This window comes from Streptomyces sp. SX-6 (genome assembly GCF_059089585.1).
Genome location: NZ_JBTHHU010000010.1, coordinates 110,440 through 132,006 on the forward strand (window position 1 = coordinate 110,440; position 21,567 = coordinate 132,006).

Sequence of the window (21,567 nt, forward strand, 5' to 3'; positions counted from 1 at the left end):
CCCACGGCACCCCCCTCGGCCTAAAGCCGAACATTAATTCCCTCTGCCCCCAGATGTCTTGCCCGGGGACGGGCTTCACGGATTCTTCGCCGTTCGTTCTCCCCGCGGAACCTGTGGGTCCGGCCGGAGTCGGTCGGGTCCGGCCATGTGTCCGGGGCCGTTCCCCAAGCCGACTGGCCGGAACGCGAGCTGACCCCGAGACAGCACGGCGCCGCACGGGCCCGTCCCCTAAGGGCCCGCCCGGACGTTTCTCCGCCCCCGGTTCGTCCCGCAGCAGGAGGAGCCGGCGAAGGCCCCGAACCTACGCTCGTCGAGGTGGCCGGGGGATCGATGGTGGGGCTACCACCACCTCGAAGACACGGACGAGCACCATCGCGGCCACGTACGCCGACCAGCAGGCTGTAGGGCGTACCACCAACGGGGCGTACCACCAACGGGGCAGAAGGATCAGGAGAACCCACCGTGACCATGGCTATGTCGATTCCCATGACCGGCAGCGGGCAGCAATCGGCCGTAGCGGCGAGGGGACGCCGGATCCTCAAGGCGTACGGCTCGGGGGACACCCGGGTCACCGCGCTCGACCACGTGGACGTGGACATCGCCCGGGGGCAGTTCACGGCGATCATGGGTCCGTCGGGCTCCGGCAAGTCGACCCTGATGCACTGCCTCGCCGGGCTGGACACCGTCACCGCGGGCCAGATCTGGATCGACGAGACCGAGATCACCGGGCTCAAGGACAAGAAGCTCACCCAGCTGCGCCGGGACCGCATCGGCTTTATCTTCCAGGCGTTCAACCTGCTCCCGACGCTCAACGCCATCGAGAACATCACGCTCCCCATGGACATCGCGGGCCGCAAGCCGGACCGCGACTGGGTGAACCAGGTCGTGGAGACGGTGGGCCTCGCCGGCCGGCTCAAGCACCGGCCGAACCAGCTCTCCGGCGGCCAGCAGCAGCGCGTCGCCGTGGCCCGCGCGCTCGCCGCCCGGCCCGAGATCATCTTCGGTGACGAGCCCACCGGCAACCTGGACTCCCGCGCCGGGGCCGAGGTGCTGGGCTTCCTGCGCCGCTCGGTCGACGAACTGGGCCAGACCATCGTCATGGTCACCCACGACGCCGTCGCCGCCTCCTACGCCGACCGCGTCCTCTACCTCGCGGACGGGCGGATCGTGGACGAGATGCACCAGCCGACGGCCGACATGGTCCTCGAGCGCATGAAGCACTTCGATGCCCGCGGGCGGGTGTCGTGACCGTCTTCAAGACCTCTCTGCGCAACTTCCTTGCGCACAAGGGCCGCATGGCGCTCTCCGCCGTCGCCGTCCTGCTGTCCGTCGCCTTCGTCTGCGGCACGCTGGTGTTCACCGACACCATGACGGCCACCTTCGACAAGCTCTTCGCCGCCACGGCCAGCGACGTCGACGTCTCCCCGAAGAAGGACGACAACGCCCAGGAGACCGGCAAGCCCCCGACGCTGCCGGACTCCCTGAAGGACCGACTGTCGAAGGTGCGGGGCGTCGCCGCGGTCGACGCCCAGGTCACCAGCCAGAAGATCACCGTCGCGAACGCGAAGAACGAGAGCCTGAGCCCCAGTTCCGGCGCCCCCACCGTCGGCGCGAGCTGGAACGAGGAGCAGAAGAAGTCCGTCGAGATCACCAGCGGCCACGAGCCGCGCGGTGCGCACGAGACCGTCCTGGACGCGGACACCGCCCGCAAGCACCACGTGAAGACGGGCGACACGCTCCGGGTGATGGCCGCCCCCGGCGACTTCACCGTGCGGGTCGTCGGCATCGCCACGTACAAGATCACCAACCCGGGTGCGACCGTCGTCTACTTCGACACCCCGACCGCCCAGGCCAAGCTGCTCGGCAGCACCGCCGAGTACACCGGCTACGGGCTGACCGCCGCCCCCGGCGTCAGCGACGAGCAGCTGAAGAAGAACGTCACGGCCGCCATCGGCACGGACTGGACCGTGCACACCGCCGCCGAGACCAAGAAGGAGAACAAGAACAACCTCGGCTCCTTCATGGACGTCATGAAGTACGCGCTGCTCGGCTTCGCCGGCATCGCCCTGCTCGTCGGCATCTTCCTGATCGTCAACACCTTCTCCATGCTGGTCGCCCAGCGCACCCGGGAGATCGGCCTGATGCGGGCCATCGGCTCGAGCCGCCGGCAGGTCAACCGGTCCGTGCTGGTGGAGGCGCTGCTGCTCGGCGTCGTCGGCTCGGTGCTGGGCATCGGCGGCGGCATCGGGCTGGCCATCGGGCTGATGCAGGTCATGAACTCCCTGGGGATGAACCTCGACACCTCGGAGCTGACCATCAAGGTCACCACTCCGCTGATAGGCCTCCTGGTCGGTGTCGTCGTGACCGTCCTCGCCGCCTACGTGCCCGCCCGCCGGGCCGGGAAGATCTCCCCGATGGCCGCCCTGCGGGACGCGGGCAACCCCGTCGACGCCAGGGCGGGCAGGGTACGGGCCGGCATCGGCCTGTCGCTCACCGCGGCGGGTGCCGCCCTGCTGGTGCTGGCCGCACGGTCGGCCGACGCGGTCTTCGGTTCCGCCCTGCTGGGCCTCGGCGTGCTGCTGACGCTGATCGGCTTCGTGGCCGTCGGCCCGCTGCTGGCCGGCCTGGTGGTGCGCGTCCTCGGCGTCGTCGTGCTGCGGGTGTTCGGCCCGGTCGGCCGCCTCGCCGAACGCAACGCGCTGCGCAACCCGCGCCGTACGGGCGCCACCGCCTCCGCGCTGATGATCGGCCTCGCGCTGGTCGCCGCCCTGTCGGTGGTGGGTTCCTCGATGGTGGCCTCGGCCACCGACCAGCTCGACAAGTCGGTGGGCGCGGACTTCATCGTCCAGAGCGACAACGGTCCGCTCAGCCCGGCCATGGTCCGGGCGGCCAAGTCGGCCGGCCACCTCGACCACCTCACCGAGTACACGATCGTGACCGCCAAGGTCACCGCCCCCGACGGGCGCACGACCACCGAGCACCTCAACGCGGCCGACCCGACGTACGCCCAGGACCTGCGCATCGAAACGGTCCGCGGCCGGCTCGCCGACGCCTACGCCCCCGACGGCATGTCCGTCTCCGAGGGCTGGGCGAAGGACCACGGCGTCCGGCTCGGCGACCGGCTGACGGTCGCCATGACCGGCGGCCGCGCGGCCGAGCTGAAGGTCAACGCCATCACGTCCGACGCCACCAGCTTCGACAAGGGCGCGAAGTACCTCTCCCTCGCCACCGCGCGCAGTCATCTGCCCGCCCGTGCCATGCCGCTCGACGCCATCGTCTTCGCCAAGGCCGCCGACGGGAAGACGAAGGAGGCAGCCGCAGCCCTCAAGGCCGCCGTCGCCGACTACCCGCAGATCAAGGTCCGTGACCAGTCCGACTACAAGAAGCTGATCAAGGACCAGATCGGCCAGATGCTCAACATGATCTACGGCCTGCTGGCCCTGGCGATCGTCGTCGCGGTCCTCGGCGTCGTGAACACCCTCGCCCTGTCGGTGGTGGAGCGCACCCGCGAGATCGGCCTGATGCGGGCGATCGGCCTCTCCCGCCGCCAGCTGCGCCGCATGGTCCGTCTGGAGTCGGTGGTCATCGCCCTCTTCGGCGCCCTGCTCGGCCTGGGCCTCGGCCTGGGCTGGGGCGCGACGGCACAGAAGCTGCTCGCCGTCGAGGGGCTGGGGGTCCTGGACATCCCCTGGCCGACGATCATCACCGTCTTCCTCGGCTCCGCGCTGGTGGGCCTGCTCGCCGCCCTGGTCCCGGCCTTCCGGGCGGGCCGGATGAACGTCCTGAACGCCATCGCCACCGACTGAGCCCGAGGGGGCAGGGAGGGCGAGGGGGGATGGGGCCCGGCCCGGACGCGTCACGGGGGTGCGCATCCGGGCCGGGCTTTTTCCGGCGGTGGCTGTCGGTCCTCCGTCGTACGCTGGAGACGCACCCGGCCCGTACCTCACGTGTCGGGCCCTTCGCGTTGTCCACCCCGGGACGGGATGCCCTTCATGAGCCTGCACGGTCTGCTCGACGCCGTCGTCAACGATCCGGCGCTCGCCGAAGCGGTGAAGGCCGCAGCCGACGGCAACCGGCCGCACCTCGACCTCGTCGGCCCGCCCGCCGCCCGCCCCTTCGCCATCGCCGCGCTCGCACGGCAGGGCCGCCCGGTGCTGGCCGTGACCGCCACCGGGCGCGAGGCCGAGGACCTGGCGGCGGCGCTGCGCTCCCTCCTCCCGCCGGACGGCGTGGTCGACTACCCGGCCTGGGAGACGCTGCCGCACGAGCGGCTCTCCCCCCGCTCCGACACCGTCGGCCGCCGCCTCGCCGTGCTGCGCCGTCTCGCGCACCCGAGCAAGGACGACGCGACGGCCGGTCCGGTCAGCGTGGTCGTCGCGCCCGTGCGGTCCGTCCTGCAACCGCAGGTCAAGGGGCTCGGGGACCTGGAGCCGGTCAGCCTGCGCAGCGGGCAGGGCGCCGACCTCGAAGAGGTGGTGGACGCCCTGGCCGCCGCGGCGTACGCCAGGGTCGAACTGGTCGAGAAGCGCGGCGAGTTCGCCGTGCGCGGCGGCATCCTCGATGTGTTCCCGCCGACCGAGGAGCACCCGCTGCGGGTCGAGTTCTGGGGCGACGACGTCGAGGAGATCCGCTACTTCAAGGTCGCCGACCAGCGGTCCCTCGAGGTCGCCGAGCACGGCCTGTGGGCCCCGCCGTGCCGTGAGCTGCTGCTGACGGACGGCGTGCGGGAGCGGGCGGCGGCGCTCGCGGAGGAGCACCCCGAACTGGGCGAGCTGCTCGGCAAGCTGGCCGAGGGCATCGCGGTGGAGGGCATGGAATCCCTCGCCCCGGTGCTGGTGGACGAGATGGAGCTGCTGCTCGACGTCCTCCCGGCGGGCAGCATGACGGTCGTCTGCGACCCGGAGCGCGTGCGCACCCGCGCCGCCGACCTGGTGGCCACCTCGCAGGAGTTCCTCCAGGCGTCCTGGTCGGCGACGGCCGGTGGCGGCGAGGCCCCCATCGACGTGGGCGCCGCCTCGCTGTGGGGCATCGCCGACGTCCGCGACCGCGCCCGTGAACTGGGCATGATGTGGTGGTCGGTCAGCCCCTTCGCCGCGGACGAAACGCTGACATATGCCGCTGACGCGGCGGGCGACTCGGACACGCTGAAGCTCGGCATGCACGCCCCGGAGACCTACCGCGGCGACACCGCCCGCGCACTGGCCGACACCAAGGGCTGGCTGGCCGACGGCTGGCGGACGGTCTTCCTCACCGAGGGCCACGGCCCCGCCGCCCGTACGGTCGAGGTGCTCGGCGGCGAGGGCATCGCCGCCCGGCTGGACGCCGACCTGGCCGGGCTGTCCCCGTCCGTCGTCCACGTCTCGTGCGCGAGCCTCGACAACGGCTTCGTCGACCCCGGCCTCAAGCTCGCGGTGCTCACCGAGACCGACCTGTCGGGGCAGAAGGCCGCCAGCAAGGACATGGGCCGGATGCCGGCCCGGCGCCGCAAGACCATCGACCCGCTGACCCTGCAGCCGGGCGACTACATCGTGCACGAGCAGCACGGAGTCGGCCGCTACCTCGAGATGGTCCAGCGCACGGTGCAGGGTGCCACCCGCGAGTACCTGCTCGTCGAGTACGCCCCGGCCAAGCGCGGCCAGCCCGGTGACCGCCTCTATATCCCCACCGACCAGCTCGAGCAGGTCACCAAGTACGTGGGCGGCGAGGCCCCCACGCTGCACCGGCTCGGCGGCGCGGACTGGACGAAGACCAAGGCGCGCGCCAAGAAGGCCGTCAAGGAGATCGCGGCCGACCTGATCAAGCTGTACTCGGCCCGGATGGCGGCGCCCGGCCACCCCTTCGGCCCCGACACCCCCTGGCAGCGCGAGCTGGAGGACGCCTTCCCGTACGCGGAGACGCCCGACCAGCTCACCACCATCGCCGAGGTCAAGGAGGACATGGAGAAGGCCGTCCCCATGGACCGGCTGGTCTGCGGTGACGTCGGCTACGGCAAGACGGAGATCGCGGTCCGCGCCGCCTTCAAGGCCGTGCAGGACGGCAAGCAGGTCGCGGTGCTCGTCCCCACCACGCTGCTGGTGCAGCAGCACTTCGGCACCTTCTCCGAGCGGTACGCGCAGTTCCCCGTCTCGGTGAAGGCCCTGTCGCGCTTCCAGAGCGACACCGAGGCCAAGGCCGTGCTGGAGGGGCTGCGCGAAGGCTCGGTCGACGTGGTCATCGGCACCCACCGACTGTTCTCGTCCGAGACGAAGTTCAAGGACCTCGGCCTGGTCATCGTCGACGAGGAGCAGCGCTTCGGCGTCGAGCACAAGGAGCAGCTGAAGAAGCTGCGCGCCAATGTGGACGTGCTGACGATGTCGGCCACGCCCATCCCGCGCACGCTGGAGATGGCCGTCACGGGCATCCGCGAGATGTCGACGATCACCACCCCGCCGGAGGAGCGCCACCCGGTGCTGACCTTCGTCGGGCCGTACGAGCAGAAGCAGATCGGCGCCGCGATCCGCCGTGAACTGCTGCGCGAGGGCCAGGTCTTCTACATCCACAACCGGGTCGAGTCGATCGACCGGGCGGCCGCCCGGCTGCGGGAGATCGTGCCGGAGGCCCGGATCGCCACGGCGCACGGGCAGATGTCGGAGTCGGCGCTGGAACAGGTCGTGGTGGACTTCTGGGAGAAGCGCTTCGACGTGTTGGTCTCGACGACGATCGTCGAGTCGGGCATCGACATCTCCAACGCCAACACCCTGATCGTGGAGCGCGGTGACAACTTCGGCCTGTCGCAGCTCCACCAGCTGCGCGGCCGGGTGGGCCGCAGCCGCGAGCGCGGTTACGCCTACTTCCTCTACCCGCCGGAGAAGCCGCTCACGGAGACCGCGCACGAGCGGCTGGCCACCATCGCCCAGCACACCGAGATGGGTGCGGGCATGTATGTGGCGATGAAGGACCTGGAGATCCGCGGTGCGGGCAACATGCTCGGCGGCGAGCAGTCCGGGCACATCGCGGGGGTCGGCTTCGACCTCTACATCCGCATGGTGGGCGAGGCCGTGGCGGACTACCGGGCCTCTCTCGAGGGCGCGGTGGAGGAGGAGCCGCCGCTCGAGGTCAAGATCGAGCTGCCGGTCGACGCCCATGTCCCGCACGACTACGCGCCGGGCGAGCAGCTGCGGCTGCAGGCGTACCGGGCCATTGCCACCGCGCACACCGAGGAGGACATCAAGGCCGTCCGCGAGGAGCTGACCGACCGCTACGGCAAGCTGCCGGAACCGGTGGAGAACCTGCTGCTGGTCGCGGGGCTGCGCATGCTGGCCCGCGCCTGCGGTGTCGCCGACATCACCCTGCAGGGCTCCAACGTCCGCTTCGGGCCGGTGGAGTTGCGCGAGTCGCAGGAGCTGCGGCTGAAGCGGCTCTACCCGCGCACGGTCCTCAAGCCCGCCACCCAGCAGATCCTGGTGCCGCGTCCGGCGACGGCCCGCATCGGCGGCAAGCCGCTGGTCGGCCGCGAACTCCTGGCCTGGACGGGCGAGTTCCTCACCACGATCCTGGGCTGAACGATCCGGCCGAGGTCGTCAGGCGGACCGGACGTGCTTCAGCACGGTGTAGCCGCCCTCGGTGCCGAGGTGTATGTACGTGGCGCCGGGGTGCATCCGCTCGGCGTCGGTTATCAGGTCCTTGGCGGGCTTGCCGTTGTCGACGCGCAGGGTTATGTAGTCGGGGACCAGGCCCCGGGTGTCGCCTATCCACAGCACCCGGCAGCGGCGGACGAGCCGGGTCGTGGGCTCTATGTCCGACTCCACGGTGGCGTTGTCGGGTATGCGGTCGAAGAGGCGCTCGGCGGCCTTGACGCTCTCGGGTATCCGGTAGGTGTCGGGCTCGGTCAGGCTGTACAGCGGCAGGGCCGAGCTGAGCGCGAGCGCGGCACCGGCGACGGCTGCGGGCAGCTGCCCGGCGTACGACCGCAGCCAGGGGCGGCGGTCCTCGCGCGCCTTGGCGAGGGCGTCGACGAGCGCGATGAAGACGACGGGCATCAGCACGGCGCTGTAGTGCCAGTCGGTGCCCCAGTAGTGGTCGTCGTGGGAAATGAAGCGCCAGCCCAGCGTCGGCAGGGCGACGATCAGGAGCGGTGAGCGCAGGGCCAGCAGCCCGGTGGTGGGCAGCAGCACCCACAGCAGGGTGCGGACCGCGGTGAGGAAGGGAATGGTGGGGGCGGGGCCGTCGCCGTTGACCTTGTTCCAGTAGTCGTAGGCGCCGGTGGCGTTGAAGGCCGGGATGAACAGGCCGAGGGACAGAGCGGTGGCGGCGAGCCCGAAGACCGTGAGCCCCAGCGCCAGGGCGGCGCTGCGCGGCTCGCGCCCGGTTCCGCGCAGCCGGATGAGTATCACCGCTCCGATCGCCGCGACGGTGATGCCGAGGTCCTCCTTCACCAGGACGAGCGGCAAGGCACACAGCGCGGCGGCCCGCCAGCGGCGGCGCACCACTGCCTCCAGGGAGAAGGCGAGGAGCGGCATGGCGAACGCGATCTCGTGGAAGTCGAAGTCGACCGCGCGCTGCACCCCCCACGACATCCCGTAGGCGACCCCGATCGCCAGCCCGCGTCCCCGGCCCAGCAGCCCGGCGGCGAGCCGGGTGACCGGTATGACGGACAGCGCGAAGAGCGCGGCCTGCGCGACGAGCAGGGTCACCGGGGTGGGGAACAGACGGTAGAAGGGGGCGAGCAGGGCCGTGATCGGGCTGAAGTGGTCGCCGAGGATGTTGGTGCCGGGGCCCTTGAGATCCACTATCGGCGCCCCGAGGTGCGCGTAGGACCGTATGGCCTGCTCGAAGATGCCCAGGTCCCACGAGGCGGTCAGCATCCGCCGCAGGCGGCAGAGCGACAGCGTGGTGTAGAGGACGAAGAGCACGCCGGCCACCCAGTAGGGGTCGAGCCGTGGTGCCCGGAGGGCGACGCCCCACGCCCGGCTTCCGCGCGCGGTCTCGGGCGCTCCCGGGCCCGGTGCCGAAACGGCGGCTGCGGCCGAGTCCATGAAGGGTCCTTTCCTGCGGTTGTGGGACGACCTCGAAAAGATACGCGGTGTCCTCCGGCCGCCCGGCATTCCGCAGGTGAGAAGGCGCCCCGCAGGCGGGGTCAGCCGGCCTTCTTCCAGGTGGTGCAGCCCTGCGTCTTGAAGTAGGCGTCGTCCGAGGTGATCGTCACGAGACCGTTGCCCGTGACGTTGTCATTGGCGGCGATGGAGTCCGTGCTGTGCAGGGCGTCCTTGGTGCGCTCCCAGTAGCAGCCGTCCTTGTTGCCCTGGGACTTGTAGGTGCCGGGGGATATGTCCGCACCGACGCGGTACATGCCGCTCCCCGGCGCCTCCGTCTTCGGGGTGCCGCTCTTCGCCGCGGGGGCCAGGCTCCAGCCCTTGCAGCCCTGCGTCTTGAACACCTTGTCGCTCGCGGTGATCGTCACGTAGGAGGAGCCGACGACGTTGTCGTTGGCGGTGATCGAGTCGACGTCGCCCTTGGAGTCCTTGGCGCGCTCCCAGTAGCAGCCCTCCTTGTTGCCGAGAGACATATAGGTGCCGGGCTTGATGTCGGAGCCGACCTGGTAGGTGCCGTTGCCGGAGATATCGGCCTTCTTGCCGGTGCCCGAGCCGGTGCCGGTGCCGGAGTTGGAGCCGGAGCCCTTGCCGGAGGCGGAGCTCGAGCTCTTGCCGTCGCCGCTGCCGCCGGTTGCGGCGGCGCCGATGCCGATCACCACGACGAGGGCGCCCGCGGCGGTGAGGACCTTGTGCCGGGCGAACCAGTTCCGCTGCTTCTGCTGGGCGTGCTGATACATGGAGAACACCTTTCGGCGTGAGGTCTGTGAACCGACGAGTCAATAACAGCAGAGCCTGTGAACCGAGTCAACCAAGTTCACAAGATTGGGTGAGTTCACGGCTGTGAAGGGGTCGGTGGAGGTCCCGGGGGTATGCTCGGCACCACAGCGACACGTGCGATCTCGAGACGGCGTGCGATCCCGGCGAGTGGGAGGGGAGTCCGGTGGCGGACAGCGCAGCAGAGGTGACCGCGGCCGGCATCGCCCGGCTCGCCGGGGTGGGCCGCGCGGCGGTCAGCAACTGGCGTCGGCGCCATGTCGACTTCCCCCAGCCCGTCGGCGGCACGGAGACCAGCCCGACCTTCGACCTCGGAGACGTCGAGCAGTGGCTCCGCCACCAGGGCAAGCTCGCCGAGGTCCCCCTGCGCGAGCGGGTCTGGCAGCACCTCGTCGGCCATCCCGCGGGCGCCGTGACCGCCCTGCGGTATGCCGGGTCGGTGCTGCTGCTCGTGCGCGACCGTCCCACCACCTGGCTGGAGTTGGCGGCCCTCGCGGACCTGAGGCTCTCCGAGGAACTGCCCCCGCTCCTGGAGACCGTGCTCGCCGCCCGGCTCGGCGAGGGGCACCCCGTCACGGTTCCCGGCCCGGCCGAGCTCGCCATCTCCTCCGTGCTCGTGCGCGGTGCCGCCGAGCTCGCCGCCGTGCGCGGCGCGGCCCAGGCCTACGAGTTCCTCCTCGGCCGCCACCTCGACGCCAACCCCCGGCAGTACACGCTCACTCCGCAGGGCCCGGCCGAGCTGATGGCGGCGCTGGGCCGGGGCGGTGCGGAGCGGCACCGGCCGCGCACGGTCCTCGACCCGGCCTGCGGCACCGGCGGCCTGCTGAGCGCGGCCGAGGTCTCAGGGCCTGCGGGCGCGCCGTCGGTGTTCGGCCAGGAGGCCGATCCCGATCTCGCCGCGCTGACCGCCCTGCGTCTCGCCCTGCAGTCCGATGCCCAGATCCGGGTGCGCACGGGCGACAGCCTGCGCGTCGACGCCTTCCACGACCTCGCCGTCGACACGGTGCTCTGCCACCCGCCGTTCAATGAACGCAACTGGGGCCACGAGGAGTTGGCCTACGATGCGCGGTGGGAGTACGGCTTCCCCGCCCGCACCGAATCCGAGCTGGCCTGGGTCCAGCACGCGCTCGCGCGCCTCCGTGACGGCGGCACGGCCGTCATGCTGATGCCCCCCGCCGCGGCTTCCCGCCGCTCCGGCCGCCGCATCCGGGCCGACCTGCTGCGCCGCGGCGCACTGCGGGCCGTCGTCGCGCTGCCCGCCGGTGCCGCGCCCCCGTACGGCATTCCGCTGCACCTGTGGATATTGCGACGGCCGGGCGCCCAGCCGTCGCCCACCCCGCAGCTGTTGCTCGTCGACACCTCCGACCTCGCCCCGGCCGGCCGGGACAAGCTGCCCTGGCAGTCCGTGCGCACCGCCGTCCTGGAGGCGTGGGAGGACTTCGACCGCACCGGCACGGTGGAGGAGAGGCCCGGCCAGTGCCGGTCCCTGCCCGTCATCGACCTGCTCGACGACGACGTGGATCTCGCCCCCGCCCGGCACCTCCCCCCGCCCGCCTCCGGCGGAGGCGCGGCCGACCTCGCCGCCCTCCGCGACGACCTCGCCGCCGCCCTGGGGCGCACCGGTGAGCTCGCCCCCCTCCCGCCCGCCGAGCCCGCCGAGCCCGCGCGCTGGCCCGCCACCACCGTCGGTGAACTCGCCCGCGCGGGAGCCCTGGTGCTCCGCGCGGGAGGCCCCGGCTCCGGCTCCGGCGCGGACGCGCCTCCCGTCCTCACCGACTACGACGTCAAGGCCGGCAGTGCTCCCTCGGGCGCGCTGCCCGAGGGGCCGGAGGAGGAGCCCGTGCTCGTCCAGGCGGATGACGTCGTGGTGCCGATCGTCGGTGATGTCACCGTGGCCCGCGTCATCGACGAGGCCACCGCGGGGGCCGCGCTCGGCCGGGGGCTGTTCCTCCTGAGGCCCGACGCCTCGGCCCTCGACCCCTGGTTCCTCGCCGGCTTCCTGCGCGGCACCGCCAACCAGCGCCAGGCCAGCAGCTATGCCTCCACGGCGACCCGGCTCGACGTGCGCCGCCTCCAGGTGCCCCGGCTGCCCCTGCCCGAACAGCGCCGCTACGGCGCCCGGTTCCGCGCCCTGGCCGCCTTCGAGGAAGCGCTGCGGGAGGCGGAGAAGCTCGGTGAACAGCTCATACAGGGGCTGTACGACGGGCTGACGGACGGCACCGTCCGGCCGGAGTGAGTGCGGAACGTCTCCGTCCCCTTGCCTGATCCGTACAACCTCGGCAAGCCCACCGTTGTCGGTAGATAGGGTCGGACTCACCCCGTACACCAGGAGCAGCAATGAATGGCCCCGGCTACGTGCCGCCGCAGCCCCGTCGCCCGGGGAGACCCATGGTGATCGCCACCCGGGTGGTCGTCATCGCGATCGCCGTGCTGTCCATCTGCCTCCTGTGCTGGGTGCCGACCCTGAGGGTCGCCATCGTCCGACGCAGGGCCCAGGACTGGGCGTTGTTCTGGGGCGCGCTCGTCGTGAACTTCGGGTTCTTGGTGCTGATCGGCAGTCAGCAGAAGCACCCGGCCGTGCAGCAAACCGCCGTTGTCTTGCTGCTGTGCATGAACATAGCGACCATCGCGCACTATCTCGTATGCGATATCCGGCATCAGAAGGCGCTGGGCGCCGGGCAGTTCCCTGCCCCCGTTCAGGTCGCCGCCCCCGTCGCCGGATACCCCGCACCGCCCCAGGCGGCCGGGGCGTACCCGCCGCCCTATGGCCAGGTGCCGCCGCCGTACGGCCAGACCACCGTCGCCATGCAGGCTCCGTACGCGACCCTCCATCCAGCTCCCCACCCGTCCCCGCAACCCGCGCCGTACCAACCGCGCCACGCGCGGCCCCCGATGGCGCCGCCCCCGCAGACGTCTCCGCAGACGCCTCCGCCTCCCCGCGCACAGCCGCGCCCCCCGCAGCGAATAGACCAAGTGCGAGCGGAGCTGGATGAGTTGAGCGACTTCCTCCGCAAGGAGCCCAGGGAATCAAAGGAGTCCAAGGACCACAGGGAGCAGGGCTGGTGAACGGGCGCATCATCGCGGGCCGGTACGAACTGGCCACGGTCATCGGCCAGGGCGGCATGGGCCAGGTGTGGACGGGCTACGACCGCCGGCTCGACCGCCGCGTCGCGGTGAAGCTGCTGCGCCCCGACCGGATGGCACCCACCGACGACGGAGCCGACGAGCTGCGCCGCCGCTTCGTCCGCGAGTGCCGCGTGACGGCCCAGGTCGACCACCACGGCCTCGTCACGGTCCACGACGCGGGCAGTGACGGCGACGACCTCTATCTGGTCATGCAGTACGTGGAAGGCGCCGACCTCGCCGACCACTTCGCCGAGCACGACCCCTACCCCTGGCCCTGGGCGGTCTCGGTCGCGGCACAGCTGTGCTCGGTGCTCTCCGCCGTGCATGCCGTGCCGATCGTCCACCGCGACCTCAAGCCGCGGAACGTGATGGTGCGTCCGGACGGCTCCGTCCTCGTCCTCGATCTCGGCGTCGCCTCCGTCCTGGACAGCGACACCACACGGCTCACCCGCACCGGTTCGCCCATCGGCAGCCCGGCGTACATGGCCCCGGAGCAGGCCATGGGCGGCGCGGTCGGCCCCTACACCGACCTGTACGCCCTCGGGGTGCTGCTGCACGAACTGCTCAGCGGCGAAGTCCCCTTCGCCGGTTCGACCGCGCTCGGCGTGCTGCACCGCCATCTCTACGAGCCGCCCATACCGGTCCGCCAGGTCCGCCCCGAAGTCCCGCAGGCGCTCGAGGAGCTGGTGCTGCGCCTGCTCGCCAAAGACCCGCAGGGCCGTCCCGCCGACGCCCAGGAGGTCTACCGGGCCCTCGTCCCGCTGCTGCCCGCCCCCGGCCAGGCGGCCACGGGCCCGTACGCGGGTGCACCGGTCGGCCCCATGAACCCCACGCGCCCCTTCCTGATGCCCCACGCCCCCTGGCCCGACCGGCCCGTTGCCGGTGCCCACGTGCCCGGGACCACCGCCGGGCACGCTGGACATGCCGGGCACGTCGGGCACGCCGGGCCGGTCGTCCCGGCGCCCGTCGCACCGGGCGGTCCCGATGTCGCCGAGGCCGTGGAGGAGGTCAAGCGCCTGCTCGACCAGGGCGGCATCACCCAGGCCGTGGATCTCCTCGGCGCCATCCTCCCGGCCGCCGCCGAGGAGCACGGCGAGCGGTCCGGGGTCGTGCGCACCCTGCGCAAGCAGTACGCCGCCACGCTTATGGACGACGGCCAGTACCGGCGCGCCCTGCCCGAACTGCGCCGCCTGGCCGAGGAGTACGCCCGCGAGTCCGGCCCGTACGCGGCCCGCCAGGTGCTGCGCTTCCAGTACGACGCCGCCCAGTGCCTGGAGCAGCTCGGCGAGGCGGTCGGCGCGCTCAACGAATACCGCGCCCTGCTGCCGCAGTTCGAGAGCGATCCGGAAGACTTCACCACCCCGCTCGAAGTCCGCCGCCGCATAGGCCATCTGCTGCTGTCCCTCGGTGACCGCCAGGGTGCTCACGACGCATTGGTCGCTCTGCTCCTCGACGCGGAGCGGCTGCACGGGCCGCACCACCCGTTGCCCGCCGAGATCCGACACACCCTCAGATGGCTGAGCGAGGTCCGCGCCTGACGCACCGCCAGGAGATCGGCCGGACAAGCGCACACCCCCGCTCCCGGCGAATCGTTGGTCGAATCAGTGGCCTTGGCCACCCGGACTCCCTACCATCGATCAACGCCAGGACGATCGACGTACCATCGCACGATCATCGCCGGGAGGCTTCATGATCCGCCGAAGGAACCGCCGAAGGACCACCGCGCTCTCCGTCTCCGCCGGACTGCTGGCCGTGATGCCCGTCCTCACCGCCTGCGGCTCCACCCCGCACCCGGGGGCAGCGGCCGTCGTGGGCAAGGAGCGGATCACCGTGGCCCAGCTCCAGCACCAGGTCAACGACGTGCGGGACGCACAGCAGTCCTCCCCGCAGGCCGAACAACTGCTGGCGAACAGCGGCAGACTCAGCCAGGACACCCTGATCCGGCTCATCCAGTACCGGATCGTGGAGAAGGCCGGGCACGAGAACGGTGTCGACATCTCCCGCCGGGAACTCCAGGAGGAACGCGCCCAGGTCGAGCGGGCCAACGGCGGCGCCGAGGCGCTGCGCGGCCGGTTCCTCGCGCTCGGCATCGCGCCCGGCCAGATCAACCGGGCCCTGGCCATGGACCTCGTGCGCACCAAGCTCGACGAGAAGCTCGGCGCGGCCCGCACCAACCAGGTCCTGATGCGGACCTCCGAGTCCCTGCACGTCGACATCAACCCGCGCTACGGAGCCTGGGACCCCAAGCGCGGCACGGCCCGTCCCGCGCAGGATCCCTGGCTGCGACCGGCCGCGGCCGCCCCCGACCGCCCGGCGTGAGCCGCCCCGCGCGGTCGCCTACGCTCGAGAGCGTGAACGACTCCGCGCCCGGCCGTATCGTCCTGCTCACCACCAGCCACCGCGTCGCCCCCGGACTGCTGTCCTGGCCGGCGTGGCAGGCGCTGCACGCCGCCGACCGTGTGCTGTGCGCCGACCCCGGGCATCCGTTGCTGCCGTATCTGCGGGAGGCGGGGGTGGCGGCGGAGGCGACGGCCGCCACCGCCCGTGAACTCGTCGACTACTGCGTGGTGGCCGGGCGCACCGCCGTCGTGCTCACCTCGGCCGCCGGGGAGTCGGCCCTCACCGACGGGCTCGCCCGTCTCGCCGGCTCCGGCCGCGAGACGATGCCCGCGCTGGAGCTGCTGCCCGGCTCGTACGACCTGCCCGGCGCGCGGCTCCTCGATCTGGTGCAGGTCATGGACCGCATCCGGGTCGCCTGCCCGTGGACCGGCATCCGCACCCACGAGGACCTGGGGAAGTACGGCCTGGAGGAGATGTACGAGCTCGTCGAGGCCATCGAGACGGGTGACCGGGAGGCGCTGCGCGAGGAGCTCGGCGATGTGCTGCTCCAGGTCGTCTTCCACGCCCGGATCGCCCAGGACGACCCGGACGAGCCGTTCTCCGTCGACGACGTCGCCGGGGGCATCGTCGACAAGCTGATCCACCGCCACCCCCATGTCTTCGGCGACGCGACCGCCGAGACGCCCGAGGAGGTCAAGGCGCACTGGACGCGGACCAAGGCGGCGGAGAAGCGCCGCGAGTCCGTCACCGAGGGTGTGCCGCTCGGCCAGCCCGCCCTCGCCCTCGTCGCGAAGCTCGCTTCGCGTGCCCGTACGGAGGGGCTGGACATCGCCCTCCCGTCCGGTGACGGTGTGGGGTACGAGCTGCTCGCGCTGGCGGTACGGGCCGAGGCGGAGGGCGTCGAGCCGGAGACGGCCCTGCGCGCCGCGGCCCGTACCTACCGCGACGCCGTCCGGGCCGCGGAGCGCGAGCGGCGCCAGGAGGGCTGAGCGGGCAGTCCGCGCTCAGGCCGTCTTCGCGGCGGCCTCCGCCAGCCTGGCCGCCGACTTGGCCAGCGTCTTGTCGAAGGTCTTCCGGCCGCGGTCCCCGCCGGCCGGGTAGTTGTGGACGAGTGAGGTGACCGCGCCGTGGCTGCGGACGGCGGCGAGGTCGAAGTCCATCTCGTCGTCGTCGACCTTGACGGCCACGGAGTAGGCGAGTGACTCGTCGCCGTAGGAGGGGACGGCGGACTTCTTCACCGTCAGGGTGGCATGCCGGCCTTCCAGGGTGCCCTTGAAGGAGCCGCACTGTTCCACGGCGGTGCGCAGCCGCGCCATGGCCCGTTCGGCGTCGGCGTGCGGATAGCCGCTGACGTCCTGGCCGATGCTGCTCACGTCGTCGTCGCCTTTCTTCACGAACAGCTGCTGGGCGTGGGTGACGGCTTCGCCTTCCAGGCGGCCCGAGTTGACGACGGTCGCGAGCGGGGCGCACTTGGCCTCGACCTTGGTGAGGGCGTGGTGTTCCTTGGCGCGTTTCCTGGTGTTCGCGTCGGCCGATGTCCTGTGTCTGAGTTTCCAGCCGGAGGGCAGGTCGCCCGCCGAGACGAGGGCCGCCTCCGCCTGGGTGCGGGTGATGCGGTCGGGGAGCGCGGGTTTGTCGGCCTTGTCGGACGCGGGCTTTGCGGGAGTGCCGCCGCACGCGGTGAGCAGCAGGAGCGAGGAGGTGGCGAGGAGTGTGAGCGTGGTCCGGCGGGCGTGGCGAGTGTGCACGGTGACGTCCCCTCGAGCAGTGGCGGTTTGGTACCCATTCAGCCCATTTGCGGTCTTGACAGAGCGGCCGATGGGTACCCGGAAGCCATGTTCACGAAACACATGGACCTCGCCCTTCCCGCCTACCTCGGCGGCATCGCCCCTTTTATCGTCGGGCTCTTCGTCGGCGCGCTGCTGATCCTCGCCGTCGTCTTCGGATTCCGGTGGCGTGACAAGGAGCCCCCGCCCCCCTCCGCCCCGCAACGGCGCATGGGCGCCTGGCGGACGCCGGGAGAGGAAAGGGGCCCGGCCACTCCCGACCACGGCCCCGGCCACGACGACGACGAGGACGCCGTCGGCTACGTCACCGAACACCGCGAATCAGACCAATTGCCCCGCGAGAAGCAGGCCGACCGCCTCCTGCCGCACGAGATGAAGAACCCGGGCAGCCATCCCGAGGAGCCCTCGGAGGAGCGCAAGAGGTGGAACCCCGGCAGCAGCGGCTCCTTCGGCAGCGGAGGCGCGGGCCATCACTAGAGGCTCACCAGGCTCACCAGGGGCCGTCACCGAAGGCCATCGCTGAGGCCGCCCGCGCAGCCGCTTAGTAGCGTCAAGGGGTGCACGACAAGAACGACAACCACACCGACCACGGCGCCGGCGCCATGCCGCCGCTCTTCACCTGGGAATTCGCGAGCGACCCCTACCCCGCGTACGCCTGGCTGCGCGAGCACGCGCCCGTCCACCGCACCGCGCTGCCCAGCGGCGTCGAGGCGTGGCTGGTCACGCGCTACGCCGACGCCCGCCAGGCGCTCGCCGACCAGCGGTTGTCGAAGAACCCGGTACACCACTCCGAGACCGCCCACGGCAAGGGCAAGGTCGGCATCCCCGGCGAGCGCAGCGCGAACCTGATGACCCACCTGCTCAACATCGACCCGCCGGACCACACCCGGCTGCGCCGTCTGGTCTCGAAGGCCTTCACTCCCCGCCGGGTCGCGGAGTTCGCGCCGCGCGTGCAGGAGCTGACCGACGAGCTCATCGACGCGTTCGCCGGCAGGGGAGAGGCGGACCTCATCCACGAGTTCGCCTTCCCGCTGCCCATCTACGCGATCTGCGACCTGCTCGGCGTGCCGCGCGAGGACCAGGACGACTTCCGCGACTGGGCGGGCATGATGATCCGCCACGGTGGCGGCCCGCGCGGCGGAGTCGCCCGCTCGGTGAAGAAGATGCGCACCTATCTCGCGGATCTCATCCACCGCAAGCGCGAGGATCTCGGGGACGACCTGATCTCCGGCCTCATCCGCGCCGGCGACCACGGTGAGCACCTCACCGAGAACGAGGCCGCGGCGATGGCCTTCATCCTGCTGTTCGCCGGCTTCGAGACGACCGTGAACCTCATCGGCAACGGCACGTACGCCCTGCTGCGCAACCCCGGGCAGCGAGAGCGCCTGCAACGCGCCCTCGCCGAGGGCGACGAGAGCCTGCTCGACACCGGCGTGGAGGAACTGCTGCGCTACGACGGTCCGGTGGAGCTGGCGACGTGGCGGTTCGCGACCCAGGACCTGACGATCGGGGGCCAACGCATCGCCGAGGGCGACCCCGTGCTCGTCGTCCTCGCCGCCGCCGACCGCGACCCGGCACGGTTCGCCGACCCCGACACGCTCGACCTCGCCCGACGTGACAATCAGCACCTCGGATACGGGCACGGCATCCACTACTGCCTCGGTGCGCCCCTCGCCCGGCTCGAGGGCAAGGCCGCGCTCGCGACGCTGCTGCGCCGCCTCCCTGACCTGCGGCTTGGTGCCGAACCGGACGACCTTCGCTGGCGTGGCGGGCTCATCATGCGGGGACTGCGCACGCTGCCGGTGGAGTTCACCCCGGAAAATGCATGACTGTACGTCAAGTCCGCTTGACTGTCATACGGCCGCCGTGACATCGCCTTGTGACTCCCGGAGGGCGTCGCTATGTTCGGCGGTCAACATCAGCCGTCACACGAGAGGTCATCGCATGCTCTCCGGTAATGGTCGACATCGCCGTCCCCGCCAGATACCCGCGGCCGTGGTCGCCGCGGGAGTGACGGGCGCGGGCATTGCCATGCCGCTGCTCGCCGCCACCGGCGCCAACGCCGCCGACGCCCCGACGTGGGACCGCGTCGCGCAGTGCGAGAGCGGCGGCCTGTGGAGCGCCGACAACGGCAACGGGCACTACGGCGGCCTGCAGATGACCCGCGAGATGTGGGAGGCCAACGGCGGTACGGACTATGCGCCGCGCCCCGACCAGGCCAGCCGCGCCCAGCAGATCGCCATCGCCCAGCGGATCCTGGACACCCAGGGCCCGGGCACGTGGTCGGGCTGCGCACCCGGCGCGGGCCTGGACCTGAAGGGCCCGGAGCCCGAGGTGGACCCGGGCACCGTCCAGGCCCCCGCGCAGGAACAGGACCAGGGTCACGACTCCCGGTCCTCGGACGACTCGCACTCCGACGCATCGAAGCCCGGCAAGCCGGCACACGACAAGCGGGGCGAGCAGGACAAGCAGGGCGAGCAAGGCAAGCAGGACGCGCAGGACGCGCGGGACGCGCGCGGCAAGCAGGACGGCACGCCCTCGTCGAAGCCCTCCGCGCCCTCCGCCCAGGAGAGTGCCGAATCCACCGGCAAGCACCGCAAGCCTCCGACGGACGATCCGGCGACTCCGTCGCCCTCCAGCAGCTCCTCGGCGGACCGGTCTCCGGCGCACACGCCCGGCGACAGCGGCGCGAACGACCGTACGGACAACGGCAGCAGCACCCCCACGACCCCGGACGCCGGAGCGGACACCGGAGCGGACACCGGGGCGGACGCGGGCGCGGGGACGGGCAAGCACCGCGCCCAGACGCCGCGTTCGGACGCGGAGCGCGCCTCGCGCGGCGGCGAGGAGGCGCGTACGGGCGCACCGCAGACCGGCGACTACACCGTGCGCCCTGGTGACAACCTGTCAGCCATCGCACAGGAGCACTCGGTAGCGGGCGGCTGGCATGGGCTCTACCACGACAACCAAAAGGTCGTCGGATCCGATCCGGACCTCATCCAGCCTGGTCAACAGCTCGAACTGAAGAAGCAGTAGGGCAGTTCGGGTCGAATGTCCGTTCAGGGGGAAAGTGAGACAAGGGTCTCGTTGACATTGGCCAGGGCAGTCTCGACCGGAATGCCACGAACCGTCTCCCACCTGCGGAAACGGCCTTATCTGACAAGGTGTGGAATCGAGAGGTGGCCGAAAAGGAGGGTTTGATCCCGTCGGCCGCCTGTGCTTACCGTCATCACCGCTCGCCACCGCGAGCACCACGGTCGTCACGCCGAATCCTGCCGGCGGCCGCGGAATCGTCGCGCAAGCGCCGTAGGCAGGAGCGGGGGAACCAAGGTAAGTCGCCGCAACGGGACGCCGGTCACAGGCCGGACGCACCGGAGCGGCTAGGGGTGAAGCCGGGCACGCGCAAGCCGCCCGGCCGGGCAACTCACGTCCGAACCCGACAGCTCACCTCGTAGGCGCCGGTGAGGAAACCGACTTATGTCCAAGGGCAAGCATCGTCGTCCGAGCAAGGCCGTCCGCATCGTCACCCTGGCCGGAGTCACCGGTGCCGCCGTCGCGGCTCCGCTGATGGTCGCCACGTCTGCCCACGCCGCTTCCGTGAACACCTGGGACAAGGTCGCCCAGTGCGAGTCCGGCGGCAACTGGTCCATCAACACCGGCAACGGCTACTACGGCGGCCTGCAGTTCTCGCAGTCCTCCTGGCAGGCCATGGGCGGTACGCAGTACGCGCCGCGCGCCGACCAGGCCACCAAGTCCCAGCAGATCGCCGTCGCCGAGAAGCTCCTCGCCGCGCAGGGTCCCGGTGCCTGGGGCTGCGCCGGTGAGGGCGGCCTGTCCCGCGGTGGTCCCTCCGCCGACGTCGACACCTCCGGTTCGAAGTCCTCGGGCACCTCCGAGCGCAGCACCTCCGCCCACGCCGACCGCAGCGAGCGCCAGTCGGCGCCGAAGCACGCCGCGCCGAAGTCGGACGACAGCGACGACGAGACCCCGGCTCCGCGCCAGGCGGCGCCGAAGCACGCCGCCCCGAAGACCGTCAAGACGGGCGACGGCGAGTACGAGGTCAAGGAGGGCGACACCCTCGGTTCGATCGCCGACGCCAAGAACGTCAAGGGCGGCTGGCAGAAGCTCGCCGACCGCAACAAGGACATCGTCGAGGACGCCAACCTCATCTTCCCGGGCCAGAAGCTGCACCTCAGCTGACCCAGTGACCCGGTGATGACCCGGTGACCCGGAAGAGGTCCTGCCCCCTCACCTGAGCAGGATCCGCCCCGCTCAGATGCGACCACCCCGAGCCGCATCTGAGCGGGGCTCCGTCGTTCCCGCCGCATGCCCGCTTCACCGCTCAGCGAACACTCCGTGCGCCCATTCCTCCCGTGATCTCGGCGTTTGTGCCATTTTTCGGTGAGGGCGACGGTCCGGCGGCGGGCGGAACCTCCGGGGCCCGTTAGGCTCGTGCTGCAGAACTCCAG

General features: G+C 71.5%; 15 protein-coding genes and 1 riboswitch. Of the genes, 12 read left to right on the plus strand and 3 right to left on the minus strand.

What is annotated here, in order from left to right; all coding sequences use genetic code 11:
- Positions 1-474 precede the first annotated feature (474 nt).
- From ACV530_RS15075 to mfd, 3 genes are all read left to right on the plus strand, one after another.
- Complete coding sequence (locus ACV530_RS15075; protein WP_494333045.1) at positions 475-1,248, plus strand: ABC transporter ATP-binding protein; 774 nt, start codon at positions 475-477, stop codon at positions 1,246-1,248.
- Positions 1,245-3,806 (plus strand): ABC transporter permease, encoded by a 2,562-nt coding sequence (locus tag ACV530_RS15080; RefSeq protein ID WP_494332943.1) that lies wholly within the window; start codon positions 1,245-1,247, stop codon positions 3,804-3,806. Before ACV530_RS15075 ends, ACV530_RS15080 begins: the two co-directional genes overlap by 4 nt.
- Positions 3,807-3,992: 186 nt before the next feature.
- Positions 3,993-7,541, plus strand: a complete 3,549-nt coding sequence (gene mfd, locus ACV530_RS15085; protein WP_494332944.1) for a transcription-repair coupling factor — start codon at positions 3,993-3,995, stop codon at positions 7,539-7,541.
- Between the two features lie 18 nt (positions 7,542-7,559).
- Here mfd and ACV530_RS15090 read toward each other — a convergent pair whose 3' ends face one another.
- Both ACV530_RS15090 and ACV530_RS15095 read right to left on the minus strand, forming a co-directional pair.
- On the minus strand, positions 7,560-9,014 hold the full coding sequence (locus ACV530_RS15090) for a DUF2079 domain-containing protein (RefSeq protein WP_494332945.1): 1,455 nt from the start codon (positions 9,012-9,014) through the stop codon (positions 7,560-7,562).
- Between the two features lie 101 nt (positions 9,015-9,115).
- Positions 9,116-9,808, minus strand: a complete 693-nt coding sequence (locus tag ACV530_RS15095) for an Rv1352/Rv1906c domain-containing protein (protein ID WP_494332946.1) — start codon at positions 9,806-9,808, stop codon at positions 9,116-9,118.
- 203 nt (positions 9,809-10,011) lie between these two features.
- Between ACV530_RS15095 and ACV530_RS15100 the strand changes: the two genes are divergently transcribed.
- The 5 genes from ACV530_RS15100 to ACV530_RS15120 all read left to right on the plus strand — a co-directional run bounded on the left by ACV530_RS15100 (position 10,012) and on the right by ACV530_RS15120 (position 16,300).
- Positions 10,012-12,081, plus strand: coding sequence for an N-6 DNA methylase (locus tag ACV530_RS15100; protein WP_494332947.1), 2,070 nt, complete (start codon positions 10,012-10,014; stop codon positions 12,079-12,081).
- Between the two features lie 152 nt (positions 12,082-12,233).
- Complete coding sequence (locus ACV530_RS15105) at positions 12,234-12,911, plus strand: hypothetical protein (protein ID WP_494332948.1); 678 nt, start codon at positions 12,234-12,236, stop codon at positions 12,909-12,911.
- Positions 12,908-14,509, plus strand: a complete 1,602-nt coding sequence (locus tag ACV530_RS15110; RefSeq protein WP_494332949.1) for a protein kinase domain-containing protein — start codon at positions 12,908-12,910, stop codon at positions 14,507-14,509. The genes ACV530_RS15105 and ACV530_RS15110 overlap by 4 nt, the downstream gene beginning before the upstream one ends.
- A 151-nt stretch (positions 14,510-14,660) precedes the next feature.
- Positions 14,661-15,290, plus strand: coding sequence for a SurA N-terminal domain-containing protein (locus tag ACV530_RS15115; RefSeq protein WP_494332950.1), 630 nt, complete (start codon positions 14,661-14,663; stop codon positions 15,288-15,290).
- 32 nt (positions 15,291-15,322) lie between these two features.
- A complete protein-coding gene (locus ACV530_RS15120) occupies positions 15,323-16,300 on the plus strand; it encodes a nucleoside triphosphate pyrophosphohydrolase (protein WP_494332951.1) in 978 nt (325 codons plus the stop codon).
- A gap of 15 nt (positions 16,301-16,315) precedes the next feature.
- On the opposite strand, the gene ACV530_RS15125 is transcribed toward ACV530_RS15120, so the two are convergent.
- The gene (locus ACV530_RS15125) at positions 16,316-17,059 is read right to left on the minus strand and encodes a hypothetical protein (RefSeq protein ID WP_494332952.1); all 744 of its coding nucleotides are present in this window, start codon (positions 17,057-17,059) and stop codon (positions 16,316-16,318) included.
- An 87-nt stretch (positions 17,060-17,146) separates the two neighbouring features.
- On the opposite strand from ACV530_RS15125, the gene ACV530_RS15130 reads away from it, so the two are divergent.
- The 4 genes from ACV530_RS15130 (at position 17,147) to ACV530_RS15145 (ending at position 21,298) form a co-directional block, all read left to right on the plus strand.
- The gene (locus ACV530_RS15130) at positions 17,147-17,575 is read left to right on the plus strand and encodes a DUF6479 family protein (protein ID WP_494332953.1); all 429 of its coding nucleotides are present in this window, start codon (positions 17,147-17,149) and stop codon (positions 17,573-17,575) included.
- A gap of 125 nt (positions 17,576-17,700) precedes the next feature.
- Positions 17,701-18,927, plus strand: a complete 1,227-nt coding sequence (locus ACV530_RS15135; protein WP_494333046.1) for a cytochrome P450 family protein — start codon at positions 17,701-17,703, stop codon at positions 18,925-18,927.
- 166 nt (positions 18,928-19,093) lie between these two features.
- Positions 19,094-20,134: a transglycosylase family protein gene (locus ACV530_RS15140; RefSeq protein ID WP_494332954.1), complete on the plus strand. Its 1,041-nt coding sequence runs from the start codon at positions 19,094-19,096 to the stop codon at positions 20,132-20,134.
- A gap of 256 nt (positions 20,135-20,390) precedes the next feature.
- A riboswitch (cyclic di-AMP (ydaO/yuaA leader) is annotated at positions 20,391-20,571 on the plus strand.
- 4 nt (positions 20,572-20,575) lie between these two features.
- Positions 20,576-21,298 (plus strand): transglycosylase family protein, encoded by a 723-nt coding sequence (locus tag ACV530_RS15145; RefSeq protein ID WP_494332955.1) that lies wholly within the window; start codon positions 20,576-20,578, stop codon positions 21,296-21,298.
- Positions 21,299-21,567 lie beyond the last annotated feature (269 nt).